General features: G+C 65.4%; 20 protein-coding genes. 15 read left to right on the forward strand and 5 right to left on the reverse strand.

What is annotated here, in order from left to right; translation table 11 throughout:
* Position 1: 1 nt before the first annotated feature.
* From ntrC to ACFOEV_RS10815, 6 genes are all read left to right on the forward strand, one after another.
* Complete coding sequence (gene ntrC / locus ACFOEV_RS10790) at positions 2-1411, forward strand: nitrogen regulation protein NR(I) (RefSeq protein ID WP_386773723.1); 1410 nt, start codon at positions 2-4, stop codon at positions 1409-1411.
* A gap of 141 nt (positions 1412-1552) precedes the next feature.
* Positions 1553-2515 carry a hydroxymethylglutaryl-CoA lyase gene (locus ACFOEV_RS10795; protein ID WP_386773725.1) on the forward strand — a complete coding sequence of 321 codons (963 nt, stop codon included), beginning with the start codon at positions 1553-1555 and terminating at the stop codon, positions 2513-2515.
* Positions 2516-2517: 2 nt separating this feature from the next.
* Positions 2518-3723 carry a CaiB/BaiF CoA transferase family protein gene (locus ACFOEV_RS10800; RefSeq protein WP_386773727.1) on the forward strand — a complete coding sequence of 402 codons (1206 nt, stop codon included), beginning with the start codon at positions 2518-2520 and terminating at the stop codon, positions 3721-3723.
* A gap of 86 nt (positions 3724-3809) precedes the next feature.
* Positions 3810-4805 carry a Bug family tripartite tricarboxylate transporter substrate binding protein gene (locus ACFOEV_RS10805; RefSeq protein WP_386773729.1) on the forward strand — a complete coding sequence of 332 codons (996 nt, stop codon included), beginning with the start codon at positions 3810-3812 and terminating at the stop codon, positions 4803-4805.
* Between the two features lie 11 nt (positions 4806-4816).
* Positions 4817-5290, forward strand: coding sequence for a tripartite tricarboxylate transporter TctB family protein (locus tag ACFOEV_RS10810; protein ID WP_386773731.1), 474 nt, complete (start codon positions 4817-4819; stop codon positions 5288-5290).
* A gap of 10 nt (positions 5291-5300) precedes the next feature.
* Complete coding sequence (locus tag ACFOEV_RS10815) at positions 5301-6794, forward strand: tripartite tricarboxylate transporter permease (protein WP_386773733.1); 1494 nt, start codon at positions 5301-5303, stop codon at positions 6792-6794.
* Positions 6795-6799: 5 nt separating this feature from the next.
* On the opposite strand, the gene ACFOEV_RS10820 is transcribed toward ACFOEV_RS10815, so the two are convergent.
* Positions 6800-6979 carry a hypothetical protein gene (locus ACFOEV_RS10820; RefSeq protein WP_386773735.1) on the reverse strand — a complete coding sequence of 60 codons (180 nt, stop codon included), beginning with the start codon at positions 6977-6979 and terminating at the stop codon, positions 6800-6802.
* Between the two features lie 157 nt (positions 6980-7136).
* On the opposite strand from ACFOEV_RS10820, the gene ACFOEV_RS10825 reads away from it, so the two are divergent.
* On the forward strand, positions 7137-8474 hold the full coding sequence (locus tag ACFOEV_RS10825) for a deoxyguanosinetriphosphate triphosphohydrolase (protein ID WP_386773737.1): 1338 nt from the start codon (positions 7137-7139) through the stop codon (positions 8472-8474).
* Between the two features lie 3 nt (positions 8475-8477).
* Complete coding sequence (locus tag ACFOEV_RS10830) at positions 8478-9281, forward strand: ribonuclease T2 family protein (RefSeq protein ID WP_386773739.1); 804 nt, start codon at positions 8478-8480, stop codon at positions 9279-9281.
* 11 nt (positions 9282-9292) lie between these two features.
* Here the strand turns inward: ACFOEV_RS10830 and ACFOEV_RS10835 are convergent, their stop codons facing one another.
* Complete coding sequence (locus tag ACFOEV_RS10835) at positions 9293-10204, reverse strand: nuclease-related domain-containing protein (RefSeq protein ID WP_386773741.1); 912 nt, start codon at positions 10202-10204, stop codon at positions 9293-9295.
* A 92-nt stretch (positions 10205-10296) separates the two neighbouring features.
* Here ACFOEV_RS10835 and ACFOEV_RS10840 point away from each other — a divergent pair, with 92 nt between their 5' ends.
* Entirely contained in the window at positions 10297-11184 is an 888-nt protein-coding gene (locus ACFOEV_RS10840) for an NAD-dependent protein deacetylase (protein ID WP_386773743.1), read from the forward strand.
* On the opposite strand, the gene ACFOEV_RS10845 is transcribed toward ACFOEV_RS10840, so the two are convergent.
* The 3 genes from ACFOEV_RS10845 to ACFOEV_RS10855 all read right to left on the reverse strand — a co-directional run bounded on the left by ACFOEV_RS10845 (position 11171) and on the right by ACFOEV_RS10855 (position 12763).
* Positions 11171-11584 carry a YbaY family lipoprotein gene (locus ACFOEV_RS10845; RefSeq protein ID WP_386773745.1) on the reverse strand — a complete coding sequence of 138 codons (414 nt, stop codon included), beginning with the start codon at positions 11582-11584 and terminating at the stop codon, positions 11171-11173. The genes ACFOEV_RS10840 and ACFOEV_RS10845 overlap by 14 nt on opposite strands.
* Positions 11585-11598: 14 nt before the next feature.
* On the reverse strand, positions 11599-11973 hold the full coding sequence (locus ACFOEV_RS10850) for a translation initiation factor Sui1 (RefSeq protein WP_386773747.1): 375 nt from the start codon (positions 11971-11973) through the stop codon (positions 11599-11601).
* 73 nt (positions 11974-12046) lie between these two features.
* Positions 12047-12763 carry an HAD family hydrolase gene (locus ACFOEV_RS10855; RefSeq protein ID WP_386773749.1) on the reverse strand — a complete coding sequence of 239 codons (717 nt, stop codon included), beginning with the start codon at positions 12761-12763 and terminating at the stop codon, positions 12047-12049.
* Between the two features lie 277 nt (positions 12764-13040).
* On the opposite strand from ACFOEV_RS10855, the gene ACFOEV_RS10860 reads away from it, so the two are divergent.
* The 6 genes from ACFOEV_RS10860 (at position 13041) to ACFOEV_RS10885 (ending at position 19011) form a co-directional block, all read left to right on the forward strand.
* Positions 13041-13784 carry a GntR family transcriptional regulator gene (locus ACFOEV_RS10860; protein WP_386773751.1) on the forward strand — a complete coding sequence of 248 codons (744 nt, stop codon included), beginning with the start codon at positions 13041-13043 and terminating at the stop codon, positions 13782-13784.
* Positions 13781-14992 (forward strand): D-mannonate dehydratase ManD, encoded by a 1212-nt coding sequence (manD, locus tag ACFOEV_RS10865; RefSeq protein ID WP_386773753.1) that lies wholly within the window; start codon positions 13781-13783, stop codon positions 14990-14992. Before ACFOEV_RS10860 ends, manD begins: the two co-directional genes overlap by 4 nt.
* A 15-nt stretch (positions 14993-15007) precedes the next feature.
* The gene (locus ACFOEV_RS10870) at positions 15008-16030 is read left to right on the forward strand and encodes a Zn-dependent oxidoreductase (RefSeq protein ID WP_386773754.1); all 1023 of its coding nucleotides are present in this window, start codon (positions 15008-15010) and stop codon (positions 16028-16030) included.
* Positions 16031-16094: 64 nt separating this feature from the next.
* Complete coding sequence (locus ACFOEV_RS10875; RefSeq protein ID WP_386773756.1) at positions 16095-17063, forward strand: TRAP transporter substrate-binding protein; 969 nt, start codon at positions 16095-16097, stop codon at positions 17061-17063.
* A gap of 77 nt (positions 17064-17140) precedes the next feature.
* On the forward strand, positions 17141-17740 hold the full coding sequence (locus ACFOEV_RS10880; protein WP_386773758.1) for a TRAP transporter small permease: 600 nt from the start codon (positions 17141-17143) through the stop codon (positions 17738-17740).
* Positions 17731-19011, forward strand: a complete 1281-nt coding sequence (locus tag ACFOEV_RS10885) for a TRAP transporter large permease (protein WP_386773760.1) — start codon at positions 17731-17733, stop codon at positions 19009-19011. The genes ACFOEV_RS10880 and ACFOEV_RS10885 overlap by 10 nt, the downstream gene beginning before the upstream one ends.
* The last annotated feature ends 71 nt before the right edge of the window (positions 19012-19082 follow it).

Raw genomic sequence — 19082 nt, forward strand, 5'->3', positions numbered from 1 at the left:
TATGACCGATGCCGCGCGTATCGTCATCGTCGACGATGACCGAGCCATTCGCTGGGTGCTGGAACGTGCACTCGCCCAGCCCGACCTCGAGGTCGAGAGCTTCGAGCGCGCCGATACCGCGCTCGGCAGACTGTTGCAGTCGCCCCCCGATGTGCTGGTGACCGATATCCGCATGCCGGGCCTGGATGGCCTCGACCTGATGGCCAAGGTACGCGAGACGCATCCGGACCTACCGGTGATCGTGATGACCGCGCATTCCGACCTGGACAGTGCCGTGGCCTCCTATCAGGGAGGGGCCTTCGAATATCTGCCCAAGCCCTTCGATGTCGACGAGGCCCTGGCACTGGTGCGTCGTGCCGTGGCCCATGCCCGCGAACGCCAGAGCCCGGCGGCCGCCCCCGAGGGGTTGTCCGCCGAGATCATCGGCGAGGCGCCGGCGATGCAGGAGGTCTTTCGGGCCATCGGGCGGTTGTCGCAGTCGCATATCACCGTGCTGATCAATGGCGAGTCGGGGACCGGCAAGGAGCGTGTGGCCCAGGCCCTGCATCAGCACAGCCCGCGCGCCGGCAAGCCGTTCATTGCGCTGAACATGGCGGCGATCCCCAAGGACCTGATGGAGTCCGAACTGTTCGGCCACGAGAAGGGCGCCTTCACCGGCGCCACCGCCCAGCGCCGCGGCCGCTTCGAGCAGGCCGACGGAGGCACCCTGTTTCTCGATGAGATCGGTGACATGCCGCCGGACACCCAGACGCGCCTGCTGCGCGTGCTGGCCGACGGCGAGTTCTACCGTGTGGGGGGCCATGTCTCGGTGAAGGCCGATGTGCGCATCATCGCCGCCACGCACCAGAACCTGGAAACCCTGGTCGAGGACGGCCGTTTCCGTGAGGACCTCTTCCACCGTCTCAACGTGATCCGCATCCACCTGCCGCGCCTGGCCGAACGTCGCGAGGATATCCCGCGCCTGGCCCAGCATTTCCTGGCCGAAGCCGCCCGCGAGCTGTCCACCGAGGCCAAGGTGTTGACCAAGGAAGCCGAGCAGCACCTGACGCGGCTGTCCTGGCCGGGCAACGTGCGCCAGCTCGAGAATACCTGCCGCTGGCTGACGGTGATGGCCTCGGGCCGCGAGGTGCTGGTCGACGACCTGCCGCCGGAGCTGAGAAATGGCGGGGACAGCGAAGCCACCGCCAGCGATTGGCGAGCCGCTTTCCGCGACTGGGCCGACCGTGCGCTGTCCGCCGGGCATACCCATCTGCTGGAGGAGGCGGTACCCGATTTCGAGCGCATCCTGATCGAGACGGCGCTCAAGCACACCGGTGGACGCAAGGGCGAAGCCGCCGAATTGCTCGGTTGGGGGCGCAATACCCTCACCCGCAAGGTGAAAGTGCTGTTGCCGGCGCTGGCCGAGGATTGAGCGTTACCGTACCGCGGCGGCGGTGAGCCTGCCCCGGCGGTGCGTACCATACTAGTACGAAAGGCGCATGGTCGCTGGTGGAGGTAGTTCTTTATATTCAAAGGACTATTCGACATCCACCTCATGGCGGGGCGCGCGATCATGCACCATTCTCCCCCGACGACAGCCTGGGGCCCCAGGCGGGTCCATATCACCGAGGTCGGTCCGCGCGACGGTCTGCAGAACGAGGCGGTCCTGCTAGCCACGTCGGAAAAGGCGGCGCTGGTGAGGGCCCTGGTCGCCGCCGGCGTCAGGGAGTTCGAGTTGACCTCCTTCGTCAGCCCGCGGGCGGTACCGGCGCTGGCCGATGCGGCGGAACTGGTGGCCGAGCTCAAGGACCTCGAGGGCGTGCACTTCTCGGCGCTGGTGCCCAATCTGCGTGGCGCCGAGCGCGCGCTGGAAGCGGGTGTCGACTCCGTGGTGCTGTTCGTCTCGGCCTCGGAGAGCCACAACGCCAAGAACGTCAATGGTAGCGTGAGCGAATCGCTGCAGGCCTTCGAACGTGTCTCCCAACTGCTCGAGGGCAGCGATGTCGAGTTACGCGGGGCGATTGCCACTTGCTTCGGTTGCCCCTTCGAGGGCAATGTCGATGTTGCTGCCGTGGGGCGCATCGCGCGACGTTTCGTCGAACTCGGTGCAGTTCATGTGTCGCTGGGCGATACCACCGGTATGGCGACTCCTCCTCTGGTGACCGAGCGTATTCTCCACCTGCGCGACGTCGCTCCCTCCCTGTCGCCGACGTTGCATTTCCACAATACCCGCGGCATCGGCCTGGCCAATGTCATGCAGGGGCTGGCGCTTGGCGTCGACCGTTACGAGAGCTCGATCGGCGGCCTGGGAGGCTGTCCCTTCGCTCCGGGCGCGTCGGGCAACATCGCCAGCGAGGATCTGGTCTACCTGCTCGGGGAGATGGGGATCGAGACCGGCATCGATCTCGAGGGCATGATCGATGCCGCCCGTATTGCCACTCGCCTGATGGGGCGCCCCTTGCCGGCCCAGGTTTCCAAGGCCGGGCCGCGACTGTCGCTCAGCGACTGTTCGGCCGTGGCCACGGCAAAAGGATGAGCATGTCAGCTTCGCAATCTCACACGGCGGGTGCCCTCGACGGCATTCGCGTCATCGATCTGACCCGGGTGATCTCGGGGCCCTTCTGCACCCAGATCCTGGGCGATCACGGTGCCGAGGTGATCAAGGTCGAGCCGCCGGGACGCGGTGACATCGTGCGCTCCCAGGGCAACATGGTGAACGGCTTCAGCTGGTATTTCGCCCAGTTCAATCGCAACAAGCGCTCCCTGACGCTCGATCTGCGCCGCGAGGAGGGCAAGGCACTGCTCTGCCGGCTGCTCGAAGAGGCCGATGTGCTGGTCGAGAACTTCCGCCCCGGGGTCATGGCGAAGATGGGGCTCGACGACGAGACGTTGCGCCAGCGTTATCCGCACCTGGTCGTCGGCCGCATCAACGGCTTCGGCTCCAGCGGCCCTTACCGCGATCGCCCGGCCTATGACTTCATCGCCCAGGCCATGAGCGGCTTCATGGGCGTCAACGGGCCCGGCGACGGTGAACCCATGCGGGCGGCGCCACCGATCAGCGACATGGTCGCCAGCCAGAATCTGGCCTTCGGTATCTGTGCGGCGCTGGTACGCCGCGAGCGAACCGGCCAAGGCGATATCGTCGAGACCGCCCTGACCAATGGGCTGATCAGCATGATGGGCTACCTGGCGGCGGAGTTCTTCGCCACCGGTCAAGTACCGGCACGCACCGGCAATGACCATCCCATGCTCTATCCCTATGGCCTGTTCCAGGCCAGCGATGGCGAAGTGGCCATCGCACCCAGCAACGACATCATGGTCGAACGCTTCCTGGGCGCGCTGGACATGCTGCACCTGCTCGAAGACGAGCGCTTCACCAACAACGCTCAGCGCATGGCCAACCGCGAGGCGCTGCGCGAGATCCTGACGCGGGTGACCGAGCGGCGCAGCGTCGACGAATGGATCGAGCACCTCAACCGGGCCGGCGTGCCCTGCGGACGGGTCTACAACCTGCGCGAGACCTTCGAGGACCCCCAGGTGCAGGCCCAGCAGATGAAGATCGAACTGGATCAGGGAGAGTTCGGCCGGGTGCCCACCACCGGCTTCCCGGTGAAGATGAGCGAGGCCCCGGCGGCGGTCCATCACCCGGTGCCGAGACTCGGCGAACATACCCGTGACATCCTGCTCGAGTTGGGCCTCGACGAAGCGGCAGTCGACGCCCTGCATGAGCAAGGCGTGATTTGAACTACCCTGCAAGGGGTCGCCAGGATCCGTACGGGTCCCAACCTTGATAACGAGCAGCATAAAAAAACAAGCGGAGGAACAACAAGATGCCAGCCTTCACGCATGCCCGCCACGGCCTTGCCGCCTCGGCCTTACTGAGTCTCGGCCTGGCTTTCAGCGCGCCGAGCCAGGCGCTGCCCATCAGCGAATGCATCGCCCCGGCCGATCCCGGAGGCGGCTGGGATTTTACCTGCCGTTCGGTAGGCAAGCTGCTGCGCGAGCTGGAACTGGTGGACAGCCCCGTCCAGGTCACCAACATGCCGGGCGGTGTCGGGGCCGTGGCGTTTGCCAACGTGGCCAGCAAGCGGCCCGCGGACAGCGACCTGATCGTTGCCACCAGCACGGTGGGCATGACCCAGATCGCCCAGGGCCAGTACCCGGGCGGCGCCGACACCATGCGCTGGCTGGCCATGCTGGGCACGGACGTGGGGGTCATCCTGGTCGACGACGATAGCCCCTACGAGAGTCTCGACCAGTTGCTCGAGACCATGATCGAGGAGCCGGATTCGCTGGCCATGGCAGGCTCCAGCGGTGCCGGCGGCTGGGATCACATCCGTGCCCTGATGGTGGCCAAGGCCGCCGGCATGCCGGCCGACCAGATCGGCAGTGTGCGCTGGGTGCAGTTCGACGGTGGGGGCCCGGCCGTGACCCAGATGATGGGTGGCCATGTGGATGTCGTCTCCACCGACCTGGGCGAGATCGCCGGCTTCATCGAATCCGGCGACGTGCGGGTCCTGGCGGTGCTGTCCGACGATCCACTGCCGCCTCCCTTCGAAGAGCTCCCGACCGCCGTCTCCCAGGGCTACGATGTGACCGGCTACAACTGGCGCGGCTTCTATACCGGCGGCGATGTCTCGGATGACGACTATGCGGCCATGGTCGATACCCTGCAGACGCTCTACGAGAGCGAGGCGTGGAAGGACGTTGCCCAGCAGAACGGCCTGGTACCGCTGTGGCGCGGTGGGGCGGAGTTCAACGACTTCGTGCGCCAGTCCATCGACGAGGTCGAGGCGATTTCCCGGGAGATCGGGGTCATCCAGTGAGCGAGCCCGGTATGCATGAGCCCGGCATGGACGCCGGGCGTAGCCCCGGTGTCATCGGTGACCGCATCGCCGGGGCCGTGCTGGCGGTGTTGGCGGCAGGCGCCTGGTGGCATTCACACAGCTTCGCCACCGGTTTCATGCAGCCGGTGGGGCCGGGAGCGTTTCCCCGCCTGGTCAGCGTGCCGCTGGGCCTGCTGGCGCTGTATCTGATCCTGCGGCCCGGCTTCAACCAGCGCTGGCCGCACCGCGCCGCCCTGTTGCGTCAGGTGGGGGCGTTGCTGCTGCTGGGGGGCTATGCGGTCTTTCTCGAGCCGTGGGGCTTTCTGCCGGCGTCCCTGGTCACCGTCATCGTGTTGGTCCGGCTGTTCGGGGCGCCCTGGAAGCCGTCGCTGGCCAGCGGCGCCATCCTGACAGTGGGGCTCTACGCCCTGTTCGAATTCGCCCTGGGCATGCCGCTGCCCAACATGCCCGGCCTGAGTTGGTAACCCCTTCGCTATGGATATTCTCACCTTCCTCGCCCAGGGGTTCGCCGTAGCGCTCGAGCCTCAGCACCTGTTTCTGGCCCTCATCGGCTGTGCCTTGGGTACGTTGATCGGTGCCCTGCCCGGGCTGGGGCCGGTCAACGGCGTGGCGCTGATGATTCCCTTGACCTTCAACTTCGGGCTGACGCCCACCGCGGCCCTGATCCTGTTGGTCAGCATCTATTACGGCTGCATGTACGGGGGGCGCATCAGTTCCATCCTGCTCAATATCCCGGGCGACGAACCGGCCATGATGACCACGCTCGACGGTTATCCCATGGCGCTCAAGGGGCGAGGGGGCGAGGCACTGGGGCTCTCCGGTGTGGCGTCTTTCATCGGTGCCACCGTCGCCACCATCGGCCTGACGCTGTTCGCGCCCTTGCTGGTGGGCTTCGCGATTCGCTTCGGGCCGGCCGAGTACTTCGCCCTGTTCGTGCTGGCCTTCGCCACGATCGGCGGTGTGACCAGTGGTAGCTTGACCAAGAGCTTCATCGCCGCCTGCCTGGGGCTGCTGCTGGGCACCGTGGGGATCGACGCGGTCAGCAGCGTACCGCGCTACACCTTCGGCTGGTTCGAACTCTATGACGGCATCGATTTCATCGTCGCCCTGGTGGGCCTGTTCGCGATCTCCGAATGCCTGGTCTTCCTCGAGGATACCCGCCATGGCAGTAAGCCCACCATGAAGCTCGGCTCAGCCATTCCGGGCATGCGTAGCGCCTGGCAATGCAGCCCCACCATCGCCCGCAGTTCGCTGATCGGTTTCATTTCCGGCGTGCTGCCCGGGGCCGGCGCGGCGCTGGGCAGCTTCCTCTCCTACACGCTGGAGAAGCGCTGGCTGGGGCGTCGTGGCGACTTCGGCCGTGGCGATCCGCGTGGCGTCGCGGCGCCTGAAGCGGGCAACAATGCCGCCGCCGGCGGTGCGCTGATCCCCATGCTGTCGCTAGGGATTCCCGGCAGCGGTACCACCGCGGTCCTGCTGGCGCTGCTGCTGTCGATGAACATCACCCCGGGGCCGCTGCTGTTCGCCCAGCAGCCGGAGATGGTCTGGGGACTGGTGGCGGCGTTGTTCATCGGCAACGTCATGCTGCTGGTGCTCAATATTCCGCTGGTGGGATTCTTCGCCAAGGTGCTTCAGGCGCCTGGCTGGTTCCTGATGCCGATGGTCGTGATGGTGGCCTTCGTCGGCGTCTACTCGCTCAGCAACAGTGCCTTCGACCTGTACCTGATGCTGGCCTTCGGCGTGCTCGGCTATGTGCTGCGCAAACTCGAGATCCCCACGGTGCCGGTGGTGCTCGGGCTGCTGCTGGGCGGCCAGATGGAATACAACATGAGGCGAGCGATGTCGATCTCCGGTGGCGATTGGAGCATCCTGTGGAGCAGCGGCATTTCCATTGGCATCTATGCCTTCGCCATCACGCTCATCGTGGCCGGGTTGGTGTTCGGCTGGCTGGTCAAGCAGCGGGTGTAGTGGGTTCAGCCACCTCCAATGCCCGCGATCACGTAACCGGAACCACCGCAATCGGGGCATTCCTTATCCTCGACACGGCCGTTGCCTTTGCATTTGCGGCACAGGTTCTGGCCGGTACCGGGGGTGCCCGGCGGGGCCTCGTCACCCGGTTTCTCGGGGCGCATGTCATCGGGCTTGTTACTCATGCGACATCCTCCCTAGTGGTAATGGCCATCTCTCTGCTACCAAGGTAGCCACTGTCCGCCCGGGATGCGAAGCGAGCCATGCCCTTGGTCGCCACAACGGCATGGCATTCTTCCCTGCAGCGGTGCCAGAATGGGGGTTCTCAAGGAGAGGATACCCATGACGCAGATGCACTGGGAGCGGTTGCTTGCCCCCGAACGCCTCAACGACAAGCCGCGTGAAGCGCGCGGTGAGATCGGTCGCAGCCCGTTTCACAAGGACCACGACCGCATCGTCTTCGCCGGCTCCTTCCGGCGCCTGGGGCGCAAGACCCAAGTCCATCCGCTGACCGACAACGACCATATCCATACCCGTCTCACCCACTCGCTGGAGGTCGGTTGCGTGGGCCGTTCGCTAGGCATGATCGTCGGTGAACGGCTGCGTCCTCGTCTGCCCGAGTGGATCACCCCGGCCGATCTGGGCGTGATCGTGCAGGCCGCCTGCCTGGGCCATGATATCGGCAACCCTCCCTTCGGCCATGCCGGCGAGTACGCCATTCGCGACTGGTTCAAGCGCGCCGAGAGCGATGGCAGTGGATTTCTCGAGGGGCTGACCGAGCCCGAGCGGGCCGACCTGCTGACCTACGAGGGTAACGCCCAGGGCTTTCGCATCGTCACCCAGGTCGAATACAACCAGTTCAAGGGCGGCATGCGCCTGACCGGCGCCACGCTGGGCACCATGCTCAAGTATCCGTGGACGGTGGAGCATGGCGGCGTCGCCGGCAAGTTCGGCTGTTACCAGTCGGAGAAGCACCTGCTGGCCGAGGTCGCCGGCCGCCTGGGCCTCAGGCCGAAAGGCGAGTCGACCTGGTGCCGTCACCCCTTGGCCTGGCTGGTCGAGGCCGCCGACGATATCTGCTATGCGCTGCTGGATCTCGAGGATGGCCTCGAGATGGGGATCCTGCGTTTCGACGAGGTCGCCGAGGTCCTGATCCACATCGCCGGCGAGGTACCGCCGGAATACGACGCCATGGTGCGCGATGGGGTGTCGCAACGCCGGCGTATCGCCGCGCTGCGCGGTGCGGCCATGGAGCGTGCGGTCAACGACGTGGGTGCGGTATTCGTGCAGCACGAGACCGAGCTGTTGAACGGCGCCCTCACCGACGATCTGCTGGAACTCTGCCATCCGGACCTCGGCTGGGGCGTCACGGCCGCCAAGCAGCTGGCCCGCGAGCGGATCTTCCAGAACGAGCGCAAGGCCAAGCTGGAGATCGGCGCCTATACCACCCTGGGCATCCTGCTCGAGGCCTTCATCGGTGCCGCCCATGAGCTGCATTACACTGGCCGCTCGACCTTCAAGCACCAGCGGGTGCTGGCGCTGGTCGGCGAGAACACCCCGCGGCCATCCTGGTCGCTCTACGACAGCTACCGGCGCATGTTGGATTTCATCGGCGGCATGACCGACCACTTCGCCGTGGATCTGGCCCAGGAGATGGGCGGACGCCTGAAAGGGGAGTGAAGGATGCGCGGGCGATGGTGGCGGCTCTGGGGTGTGGCGGTCCTGTCGGCGCTGCTGGCGGTTCCGGTCCAGGCCGACTCAGGTCCTGTCGAGGCAAGCCGGGCCGCCCCCCTTCGACTCGAGGCCGAAGGGTTCGAGCACTATACCCTGGCGCTGACCTGGCACCCGGGCTTCTGCGCGACGCGGTCGCGTCCACCGCGAGAATGCCGCGAGCCGTCGCTGCGCGATAACAGCGAGCAGGGCTTCGTGCTGCATGGCCTGTGGCCATCATTGCCACGGCGCTTCGCCGAGCGCGGCGTCGACCGCCCGCGCTGGTGGCAGAAGGGGTGCTTTCTCGAGACGCCCCGCGCCGATGGCAGCTTCTGTCGCGCGCACCCGCCCTTCGGTCTGCCCGAGACGCTGAGCGATGCCCTCGACGAGGCGATGCCGGGACGCGCGAGCTGTCTGGACCGCTACCAGTATGCCAAGCATGCGGCCTGTCTGGATCTACCCGAAGAGAACTACTTCGCGGTGTCGCTGACGCTGTTGGAGGCGGTCAACGAGAGCGCCTTCGGCGCCTTCGTGGTGCTCAACCAGGGCGGCGAAGTGGATCGCAACGAGCTGATCGCGGCCTTCGAGGCCGCCTTCGGCGAGGACACCGGCCGCGCCCTGCGTCTGGCATGTCATGGCCGCGGCAATCGGATCCTCACCGAAGTGCGCATCGGTATCGACGCCGAGCGCCTGGATGCATTTCCCGCCGCCGAGAGCCTGGTCGCCCAGGGGCGTGGGCGCTGTCATCCGCGGGTGAGTATCGCGACCTTCGATTAGCCAACCAGGGCTCATACCGAGGGGCATTCCAGGTTCTGCAGTTCCGCCAGGGTGCTACGCTTCATCAGGGCACGAATCACGCGGTCGTGGATCTGCTCTTCGAAGTGCCCCAACGGCGTCTCGGCAAGGCGATCGGCGAGTCGTTCGCCGCTGACCACCAGCACGTCATCGGGTGCCGCACTGGTATCGATTTCCCAGCCGGGCAGTGCCAGCACGCCACGTACCGGCACTTGTCCCTGGCATTCACGGGCCAGCCAGTGACGCAGCCACTGGACCGCCTGACGGGTCTTGCGCAGTGAGCGGCGTTCGCTCCAGCCGGGAAAGCGCAAGCGCTCGCGCTCTACCGCTACCTGGTTCTGCTCCTGCCCGCTGGCATCGAAGGGATGGGTACGGGCCCGGCTCTCGATCACGAAAACCCCGTGAGGGGTGACGGCGACATGGTCGATGGTATAGGTGTCGGCGGGGATGTCATGGAAGACGTAGTAGGGATGGGCATCGGGGCGGATCAGCCGCTCCAGCTCCTGCCCCACGGCGAGTTCGCAGGCCAGGCCGAGCTTGAGACGTCGGATACGCTGGAAATCGCGAATCAACAGGAAGCAGAATACCAGTACCAGGGCCGTGCTGAGCAGGCCGTACAAGGCCCACTCGACCCAGTTCTGCTCGTTGGCGAACAGCATACGGCCCATGCCGTAGACCAGCGGTGCCATGGTGACGATAGGGCCCAAGGCTCCATCAAGGAAGAGGCTGGCGAAGGCGCGGTCGAGGCGGTCGCGCAGGGCCTGCCCGGGCTCCCGCAGCAGATGGGCGTCGAAGGGTGAGCGCACTCGCGCGTCGTGCAGGTTGCGCAGGGCGAGTACGATGACCGCCGTGGCTCCCAGCGGAAACAGGAAGATCAACGGTAACAGGTATTCCAGCCAGGCCATCGAAGGTGTCCTTGCCCAAGTGATGTCGGTGACGCTCCATTCTAGCCAAGCCCGCCCCTCGAGGGCCACGACTCCTTGTTTCGGGAGGAAAAATGCAGCGCGACAGCGAAACCCATCAAGCCGCCGAGCATGAAGCACTGGCCGCCTTCGTCGCACGCCATCCACGGCTACTGGTCCTGACCGGTGCCGGGGTCAGCACCGACAGTGGCATCCCCGACTATCGGGACGACCAGGGGCAGTGGAAGCGTTCTCCGCCCATGCCGCACCAGGAATTCATGGCAAGCCACGCCGCTCGCCAGCGCTATTGGGCGCGAGCGTTGATCGGTTTTCGGGCGCTGAGCGAAGCCCGGCCGGGTCAGGCGCATCACGCCCTGGCGCGGCTCGAGGCTTTGGGCCATGTGGGTGGCCTGGTCACCCAGAATGTCGATGGCCTGCACCAGCGAGCCGGTTCGCAACGGGTGATCGATCTGCACGGGCGCGCCGAGATCGTGCGCTGCATGGCCTGCCAGGGCCTGCGCATGCGTCATGATCTGCATGCCGAACTCGAGGCGCTCAACCCAGAGTGGCGCGAGCGGGGAGCGGCCGTGGGGCCGGACGGCGATGCCGACCTCGAGGCCGACGACTTCTCGGGCTTTCGGGTGCCGGCCTGCCAGCGCTGCGGCGACGGCATACTCAAGCCGGATGTGGTGTTCTTCGGCGATAGCGTGCCGGCCGAGCGAGTGGCGGCGGCCCTTGCCATCCTGCGCGAGGCCGATGCCCTGCTGGTGGTGGGGTCGTCGCTGATGGTCCATTCGGGCTACCGCTTCGCCCGTGAGGCAGCGTGCCTGGGCAAGCCCATCGCTTGCCTCAATCGCGGCCGCACGCGGGCCGATGACCTCTATGCCTTGAAGGTCGAGGCCTCGGTTGGCCTGACGTTGAATGCACTGGCCGAGTCGCTCGAGCGGAGCAAGGCGCTTGGCGCAACCGTCAGCGACGGGTAGCTTCCAGGGGAACCTCGGCCTTGTCGCTTGGTGCATCGCCGGTCAGTACCGGCACCGGCTCGGGGCTGGCATGGGTCAAGCGACCCGCGACCCGTATCTCGGCACGCAGGCCATAAGCGCGGTCCGTGTCGATGGCATTGGCGTCGTAGCGCAGTGCGACGGTGAGGGGGCCGCTACCCAGGCGGGTATAGGTGCTCTCGGCAATGATGTCGGCATTGGCCTGCGAGATATCCGCCAGAGTGACGCGCAGCACGGCGTCCTCGGGTACCTCGAGGGGCGCCTCCGGTACCACGCGGGCATCGAGGGTGGCGAAGCGCGGGCCGCTGGCGCAGGCCCCGAGGACAAGCAGGGTCAGCAGCAGCGGCAAGAGCGACAGCCGCCCGAGCGTAAGGGGTAACATGAGTATCTCCCGTGTCAGCCGCCGGCCAGTTTGACCTGGAAACCGCGGCGTTCCAACTCGGCCTTGAGAGTGTCGCGATGGTCACCCTGGATCTCGACGATGCCGTCCTTGACCGCGCCGCCGGTGCCGCAGCGCTTCTTGAGCTCCTTGGCCAGGGCCTTGAGTTCGGCCGTGGCCAACGGCACGCCACTCACGGTGGTGACGCCCTTGCCCTTGCGGCCACTGGTTTCGCGACGGATGCGCACGATGCCGTCCAGCGTCGCCAGGCGGTCGCTTTCGGCCCGCTCGGCACATTGACAGGCATCGATCGGCTGGCGGCAGTCGGGGCAGGTCTGACCGTGTTCGGTGGAATAGACCAGACCCCGTAGCTGATCCTGAAGCGAGGCCATGAGGACTCCCGAGAAAGAATGTGGCGATATCTTAGCGCAGTTGTCGACCTTCCTCATTACCGGGTTATCCACATCACCTCGCAGTGAGGGCGCTGTGGATAACCGGCAGCAGTTCATGGCACATCTCGGGTTCGCGCACCAGGTTGGCGATGATCGTCGGCAGTTGATACATGCTGCTGATGGCGATCGCCCCTTCGGGGGTGCTCTCGGCATCCGCAAAGCGGTTGAGGTGGATCACGGTCATGCCGGCCGACAGGGCCGCCTTGACGCCGACAATGGAATCGTCGATGGCCACGCATTCGCTGGGGCGAAACCCCATGATGCTGGCGGCATGTAGGTACAGGCAGGGATCGGGCTTCCAGCAGTTGGCGGTGTAGCCACTGAACAGCTTGTCGCCGAAGTAGTCACTGAGACCGGTGGCCGCAAGGCCGGTGCGAATCTTGGTTTCCGGGCCATTGGAGACGACCGCCCGTGGGTAGGCGGCCAGGGCGTCGAGGGCCTCGCGTACGCCTTCCAGGGGCTGGAGCTCGGTGGCCAGCCGGTCGGCCAGCTTGCGGCGCATTTCGGCTTCCGAGTCCTTGAGGCGTTGCGGGTCGACCTCCCCGTGACGGCGTTGCAGCTCGGTCACGATATTGACGAAGCGCGCGCCACGAAACTCGCCCATGTAGTCGCTGGGGGAAAAGGGTAGGCCGGCATCGCTCAGGCTGGATGCCAGCTCGGCGGCAAGCAGAGGTTCACTATCGACCAGGGTGCCGTCACAGTCGAATAACAGACAACGCGGTTTTGCCATCGTCGGACCTCGTTCGGTCAACTCAAGGACTTATGTCCAGTGTTACAGTTATCGGCCCCCTGCGGCCATAATTGAGCCCCAATTTCCTTCTTTTTTGAACAGTGTTCCTTAACCTTTGCTTGCAGTGTAATCGATATTGTCAGGTCATACCAAGGTCGTAGCCAACAGAATCGATTTTGGCTTGCATGCGGTGTTTTATTTACCATACTACCATACTAGTCATATCAGGGCGCCGCTGCCAACGTGGCGGTACCCGCTATATCGGGAAGAGAGCGTCATGAATACCACCTTGCAGTCCCTGTGGCAGGACACCCTCGACGACGGCTCCGTGCGTCAACGGCTCTACCGGGTGCTGCGCCAGTCGATCATCCGCATGGTGCTGGCGCCGGGACAGGCGTTGTCCGAAAAGGAGCTGGCCGACACCTTCGCGGTGAGCCGTCAGCCGGTGCGGGAAGCCTTTATCCGGCTGTCGGAGGCGGGCCTGGTGGAAGTGCGCCCCCAGCGTGGCACCTATGTGGTGAAGATCTCGCAGCAGGCGGTGCTGGAAGCCCGCTTCGTGCGCGAGGCGATCGAGGTCGCGGTGGCCAGGGCCGCCGCCGAGCAGGGGCTGGCGCCGCGCGTCCTGGCCGAACTCAACGAACTGATCGAACGCCAGCGGCGCTGCGAAACGACGACGGATTACGATCGTTTCTTCCTGCTCGATGAAGACTTCCATCGCGCCTTGTCGCTCGGCGTGGGGCATTCCGCGGCGTGGCGGGTCACCGAGGAGGTCAAGGCGCAACTGGATCGGGTGCGTTACCTGAGCATCCCGGAGTCGACCCCGATTCCCAAGCTGACCGACCAGCACCAGATGATCGTCGATGCCATTGCCGGCCGCGATGTCGATGCGGCGGCACAGGCGATGCGACTTCATCAGCGCGAGATCCTGCAATCGCTGCCGGGCCTGGTGCAACGCTTTCCCGAGATGTTCGATGCCGGTGTCCAACGGGCGGAAGCCCTCGTCAAGGAGGTCGACGCATGAAGATCCAGGATGCTTATGTCATCGTCACCTCGCCGGGGCGCAACTTCGTCACCTTGAAGATCGTTACCGAATCGGGCACCTATGGCATCGGCGATGCCACGCTCAACGGCCGGGAGATGGCCGTGGTCGCCTATCTCGAAGAGCACGTCATTCCGCTGCTGATCGGCCGCGATGCCGGTCGTATCGAGGATACCTGGCACTACCTCTATCGCGGCGCCTATTGGCGGCGTGGGCCGGTGACCATGGCGGCGATCGGGGCGGTCGACCTGGCGCTATGGGACATCAAGGCCAAGGCGGCCGACATGCCGCTCTATCAACTGCTCGGCGGCCGGAGCCGCGAGCGGGTGATGACCTATGCGCACTGTACCGGCAGCGATATCGACGCCTGTCTGGAGGAGGTCGACACGCACGTCAAGCTGGGCTATCGGGCGGTCAGGGTCCAGGCGGGGGTGCCCGGCATCGCGACCATCTACGGAGTGGCCAAGCGCGCGGGCGAGCGTTATGAGCCGGCAGACTCGGAGCTTCCCGCCGAACATGTGTGGAGTACCGAGAAGTACCTCAACCATGTACCCAAGCTGTTCGCCGCGGTGCGCGAGCGTTTCGGCGACGACATCCACGTGTTGCACGATGTCCACCATCGGCTGACCCCCATCGAGGCCGCGCGGCTGGGCAAGGCGGTCGAACCCTACCACCTGTTCTGGCTGGAAGACTGCGTGCCGGCCGAGAACCAGCAGAGCCTCAAGCTGGTGCGTGAGCACACCACCACGCCGCTGGCGATCGGCGAGGTGTTCAACTCTATACACGACTGCCGCGAGCTGATCGAGAACCAGTGGATCGACTACATCCGCACGCCGCTGAGTCACGGCGGCGGCATCACCCATGTGCGCCGGATCGCCGACCTGGCGTCGCTCTATCACGTGCGCACCGGCTTCCATGGGCCGACGGATCTCTCACCGGTGTGCCTGGGAGCGGCGATCCACTTCGACACCTGGGTGCCCAACTTCGGCATTCAGGAGCACATGCCGCACGAAGCCATCACCGACCGGGTCTTCCCCCACGATTACCGCTTCGAGGATGGCCACTTCCTGGTCGGCGAGACGCCGGGGCACGGCGTCGATATCGACGAGGCGCTTGCCGCCAAGTATCCCTACAAACGCGCCAGCCTGCCGGTCAACCGGCTCGAGGACGGCACACTCTGGCACTGGTAACGAGGTGAATCGACGATGAAAGCCTTTCAGGTAAGTGCACCGCTGAACTACCGCATCACCGAGATCGACGTGCCTGAGGCCGCCCCCGGCGAGGTGCTGGTGCGGGTGGCCTTCGCCGGCATCTGCGGCTCGGACATGCACATCATCCACGGCGACAACGCCTTCGTGCGCTTTCCGCGCATCACCGGGCACGAATTCGCCGGCCTCGTCGAGGCCGTGGGCGAGGGCGTCGAGGGCATCGCCATCGGCGACGAGGTGTGCATCGACCCGGTGATCAGTTGCGGCCACTGCTACCCTTGCCGCATCGGGCGGCCCAACGTCTGCGCGGCGCTGGAGGTGATCGGCGTGCATCGCAACGGCGGCTTCGAGGAGCGCGTCAACGTGCCGGCGGCCAATGTCCATCGCCTGCCCGAAGGGGTGGGGCTGGACGCCGCGGCGCTGGTCGAGCCCTACTCCATCGCCGCCAATGTGCTCGGTCGCATGCAGCCCCATCCCGGCGACCGGCTGCTGATCTTCGGCGCCGGGGTGATCGGCTTGACCATCCTGCAGATGGCGCGTGCCTTGGGCATCGAGGATATTACGGTCACCGACGTGATCGACGCTCGCCTAGCCACCGCCCGTGAGTTGGGCGCCAGTCGCACCCTGCATGGCCAGCGGGACGACCTCGAGGCCGCCGTGCAGGAGCTCACCGGCGGCGAGGGCATACCGCTGATCGCCGATGCCGCCTGTGTGCCGGCGCTGCTGCCGCAGATGCTGAGGATGGCGTCGCCGGCTGGACGCATCGGCCTGCTCGGCTTCAACCCCACGCCCAGCGATCTGGTGCAACTGGAAGTGATCAAGAAGGAACTGACCCTGGTCGGCTCCCGGCTCAACAACCGCAAGTTTCCGGAGGTGCTCGAGCTGATGGCGTCGGGACGTCTTGATCCGTTGGCGCTGGTCAGCCACCGATTGGCGTTCGACGAGATGCCCGGCGCCATCGACATGCTCGAGCACCATCCCGAGAGGGCGCGCAAGGTGCTGATCCAGATCGGTGCCTGAGGCGTCATCTCGATACCCGCAATCGCTGACAATCCACAACAAGCAAGTGCCAGGAGAGTACGCCATGATCAAACAGCTTATCACCAGCACCATCCTCGGAGCGGCCATCCTCGGCAGTCAGTCCCTGCTGGCCGCCGACTTCACGCTGAGGTTCGGCCATCTGGCCAATGAGGAGAACATCTGGCATCAGGCCGCGGTGAAGTTCAAGGAGGAGGTCGAGGCCAACTCCGATGGCCGCATCGAGGTGCAGATCTATCCCAACGAGCAACTCGGCGCCGAGATGGATGTCATCAACAGCATCCAGCTCGGCACCGCGGACATGACCATCACCGGCGAGAGCCTGCAGAACTGGGCGCCCAAGGCGGCGATGATGGCGGTGCCTTATGCCTTCCGCGACTCCGAGCATCTGCACCAGGCGGTGCAGGGCGAGATCGGCGACGAGATCGAGGCCCAGATCACCGAGCGCGCCAACCTGGTGCCGCTGGCCTGGTTCGAGCGGGGTCCGCGGCATCTGACCTCCAACCGCCCGGTTCGTCAGCCCGCTGATCTCGATGGCATTCGCCTGCGGGTGCCTAACGTGCCGTTGTTCGTCGACACCTGGGAGGCACTCGGCGCGCGACCCACGCCGATGGCGTTCAGCGAGGTGTTCACTGCCCTGCAGCAGAACACCATCCAGGCCCAGGAGAACCCCTTGAGCCTGATCGAGAGCGCCAGCTTCTACGAGGTCCAGGACTATGTGAACCTCACCGGCCATGTGCGTAGCTGGATCTATGTGGTGATCGGCAAGGATCAGCTCGAGAGCATGCCCGAGGACTTGCAGCAGGTGATCTTCGATGCCGCCGAAACAATGCAGTCCTATGAGGCCAAGTTGTTCGAGGAAGACGAGCAGCGCCTCAGGCAGGACCTGCAGGAGCGTGGCATGGAGTTCATCGAGGTCGATACCGAGGCCTTCGCCGAGAAGGCACGCCCGGCGGTGCTCGAATCCTTGAACGAGGAGCAGCGCGCGCTGTTCGACGCCATCCAGGGACTTTGAGCGACCCTGAGGGCGGGTACCCGTACCCGCCCAACCTTTCACGCCGGCCGACTGACCGGTGCGCATGAGGATCGTATATGGGATCTTCCGATCAACAACCGGGCCTCGAACAACAGGTCGTCGAAGGCCTCGATGTCATGTCGACGGTCCCCAAACTGGGCGGGCCGGTCGGTCGCGCGATCGGCTGGCTCGACAGGCTGTTCACCTGTCTCGCCACCCTGGCGCTGGTGGGCATCGCCGGTGCCGTGCTGCTGCAGATCGCGGGTCGCCTGTTCCTGCCGTTCTCGCCGGCCTGGACCGAGGAGCTGTCGCGCTACCTGTTCATCTACATGGTGGCGCTGTCGGCGGGAGTGGTGATCCGCAAGAATCGCCACGTCAACGTCGAACTCTTTCATCACTGGCTGGGGCCGCGGGCGCGGGCCGGCTATCAGGTGCTGGTGTGCCTGCTGGTCGGTGGCTTCGCCTTGATCGTGCTGCCCTATGCCTGGCAATACGCCCAGAACGGTGTCTGGCAGACCTCGCCCACGCTGAAGGTGTCGATGCTGTACATCTTCTTCTCCACCGTGGTGCTGTTCGCGCTGGTACTGGTCTATAGCGCCATCGGATTCATCGAGGGCCTGGTCGCCATGTGGCGCGGGAGCCCCCAAGCCGATACGGAGACGCCGTCATGGAAGTGAGTGTGCTGTTCGGCGTGTTCCTGGTGTTGTTGCTGGTCGGCGTGCCGATCGCCTTTTCCCTGGGCATCGCTTCGTTGGCTTACCTGTTGCTGGAAGGCATCTCGCTGACCATCGTGCCGCAGCGCATGTATGCCGGCATCGACACCTTCGTGCTGCTGTGCATTCCCGGCTTCGTGCTGGCCGGCAACCTGATGAACGTCGGCAATATCACCGAGTATATCGTGCGCTTCTGCAATGCCCTGCTCGGCCATATCCGCGGCGGTCTGGGGTTGGCCAACGTCGGCGGTTCGATGATCTTCGGCGGCATCTCGGGCACGGCGGTGGCCGATGCCGCCAGCATCGGGGCGGTGATGATCCCGGGCATGTCGAAGTCCGGCTACGATAAGCCCTTCGCCGCCGCCGTCACTGCGGCCTCCTCGACCATCGGGCCGATCATTCCGCCCAGCGTGCCGATGATCATCGCCGGCTCGCTGACCGGTGTCTCGGTCGGGCGGATGTTCCTGGCCGGGGCGGTGCCCGGGTTGCTGCTGGGGGTGGCGATGATGGTCACCGTCTATCTGCTGGCCGTGCGCCGCGGCTATCCCAAGGAGTCTCGCGTGCCCTTGCTGCAGCTGCTGCGCGAGGCACGCACCGCCTTCTGGGCGCTGCTGATGACGGCGATCATTCTCTACGGCATCATCGGCGGCTTCTTTACGCCCACCGAGGCCTCCATCGTCGCCAGCCTCTACGCCCTGGTGGTCGGCATGTACGTCTACAAGGGGCTCTCCTGGCGCATGCTGCCGGGAATCCTGGCCGACACCGTGCTGACCTCCTCGGCGCTGCTGCTGCTGGTCGGCCTGGCCAACCTGTTCGGCTGGATCCTGACCAGTCAGCAGATCCCGCAGATGGTGGCCGGCGGCATCCTGACCATCAGCGAGAACCCCATCGTGGTGATCCTGATCCTCAACCTGATCCTGCTGTTCGTCGGCACCTTCATGGAGACCATCGCGGCGCTGATCATCCTCTTCCCGGCGCTGCTGGGGGTGGCCACCGGGGTCGGCATGGACCCGGTACACTTCGCGGTGATGGCGGTGCTCAACCTGATGATCGGCCTGACCACGCCGCCGGTGGGCGTGTGCCTGTTCGTGGTCTCGGGGATCGGCAACCTGCAGATGCTCGCCGTGGCGCGTGCCATCCTGCCGTTTCTGGTCTGCAATCTCATCGTGCTGCTGCTGGTGGCCTATGTGCCGGCAGTCTCGCTGTGGCTGCCCAATCTCATCATGGGACAATGAATCGGTGTCCGTGCGGTCCAATCACTGCGTCGCGCGGTGCTCATGCACCAGTCCGGTCGAAGCCACACATA

Origin of the sequence: Litchfieldella rifensis (assembly GCF_042646605.1) — a bacterium.
GTDB classification, from domain to species: domain Bacteria; phylum Pseudomonadota; class Gammaproteobacteria; order Pseudomonadales; family Halomonadaceae; genus Litchfieldella; species Litchfieldella rifensis.

What these genes read in the sequence shown, in the direction of transcription:
- ntrC (WP_386773723.1), top strand. Translation starts at nt 2, where the DNA reads ATGACCGATGCCGCGCGTATCGTCATCGTCGACGATGACCGAGCCATT.
- ACFOEV_RS10795 (WP_386773725.1), top strand. Translation starts at nt 1,553, where the DNA reads ATGCACCATTCTCCCCCGACGACAGCCTGGGGCCCCAGGCGGGTCCAT.
- ACFOEV_RS10800 (WP_386773727.1), top strand. Translation starts at nt 2,518, where the DNA reads ATGTCAGCTTCGCAATCTCACACGGCGGGTGCCCTCGACGGCATTCGC.
- ACFOEV_RS10805 (WP_386773729.1), top strand. Translation starts at nt 3,810, where the DNA reads ATGCCAGCCTTCACGCATGCCCGCCACGGCCTTGCCGCCTCGGCCTTA.
- ACFOEV_RS10810 (WP_386773731.1), top strand. Translation starts at nt 4,817, where the DNA reads ATGCATGAGCCCGGCATGGACGCCGGGCGTAGCCCCGGTGTCATCGGT.
- ACFOEV_RS10815 (WP_386773733.1), top strand. Translation starts at nt 5,301, where the DNA reads ATGGATATTCTCACCTTCCTCGCCCAGGGGTTCGCCGTAGCGCTCGAG.
- ACFOEV_RS10820 (WP_386773735.1), bottom strand. Translation starts at nt 6,979, where the DNA reads ATGAGTAACAAGCCCGATGACATGCGCCCCGAGAAACCGGGTGACGAG.
- ACFOEV_RS10825 (WP_386773737.1), top strand. Translation starts at nt 7,137, where the DNA reads ATGACGCAGATGCACTGGGAGCGGTTGCTTGCCCCCGAACGCCTCAAC.
- ACFOEV_RS10830 (WP_386773739.1), top strand. Translation starts at nt 8,478, where the DNA reads ATGCGCGGGCGATGGTGGCGGCTCTGGGGTGTGGCGGTCCTGTCGGCG.
- ACFOEV_RS10835 (WP_386773741.1), bottom strand. Translation starts at nt 10,204, where the DNA reads ATGGCCTGGCTGGAATACCTGTTACCGTTGATCTTCCTGTTTCCGCTG.
- ACFOEV_RS10840 (WP_386773743.1), top strand. Translation starts at nt 10,297, where the DNA reads ATGCAGCGCGACAGCGAAACCCATCAAGCCGCCGAGCATGAAGCACTG.
- ACFOEV_RS10845 (WP_386773745.1), bottom strand. Translation starts at nt 11,584, where the DNA reads ATGTTACCCCTTACGCTCGGGCGGCTGTCGCTCTTGCCGCTGCTGCTG.
- ACFOEV_RS10850 (WP_386773747.1), bottom strand. Translation starts at nt 11,973, where the DNA reads ATGGCCTCGCTTCAGGATCAGCTACGGGGTCTGGTCTATTCCACCGAA.
- ACFOEV_RS10855 (WP_386773749.1), bottom strand. Translation starts at nt 12,763, where the DNA reads ATGGCAAAACCGCGTTGTCTGTTATTCGACTGTGACGGCACCCTGGTC.
- ACFOEV_RS10860 (WP_386773751.1), top strand. Translation starts at nt 13,041, where the DNA reads ATGAATACCACCTTGCAGTCCCTGTGGCAGGACACCCTCGACGACGGC.
- manD (WP_386773753.1), top strand. Translation starts at nt 13,781, where the DNA reads ATGAAGATCCAGGATGCTTATGTCATCGTCACCTCGCCGGGGCGCAAC.
- ACFOEV_RS10870 (WP_386773754.1), top strand. Translation starts at nt 15,008, where the DNA reads ATGAAAGCCTTTCAGGTAAGTGCACCGCTGAACTACCGCATCACCGAG.
- ACFOEV_RS10875 (WP_386773756.1), top strand. Translation starts at nt 16,095, where the DNA reads ATGATCAAACAGCTTATCACCAGCACCATCCTCGGAGCGGCCATCCTC.
- ACFOEV_RS10880 (WP_386773758.1), top strand. Translation starts at nt 17,141, where the DNA reads ATGGGATCTTCCGATCAACAACCGGGCCTCGAACAACAGGTCGTCGAA.
- ACFOEV_RS10885 (WP_386773760.1), top strand. Translation starts at nt 17,731, where the DNA reads ATGGAAGTGAGTGTGCTGTTCGGCGTGTTCCTGGTGTTGTTGCTGGTC.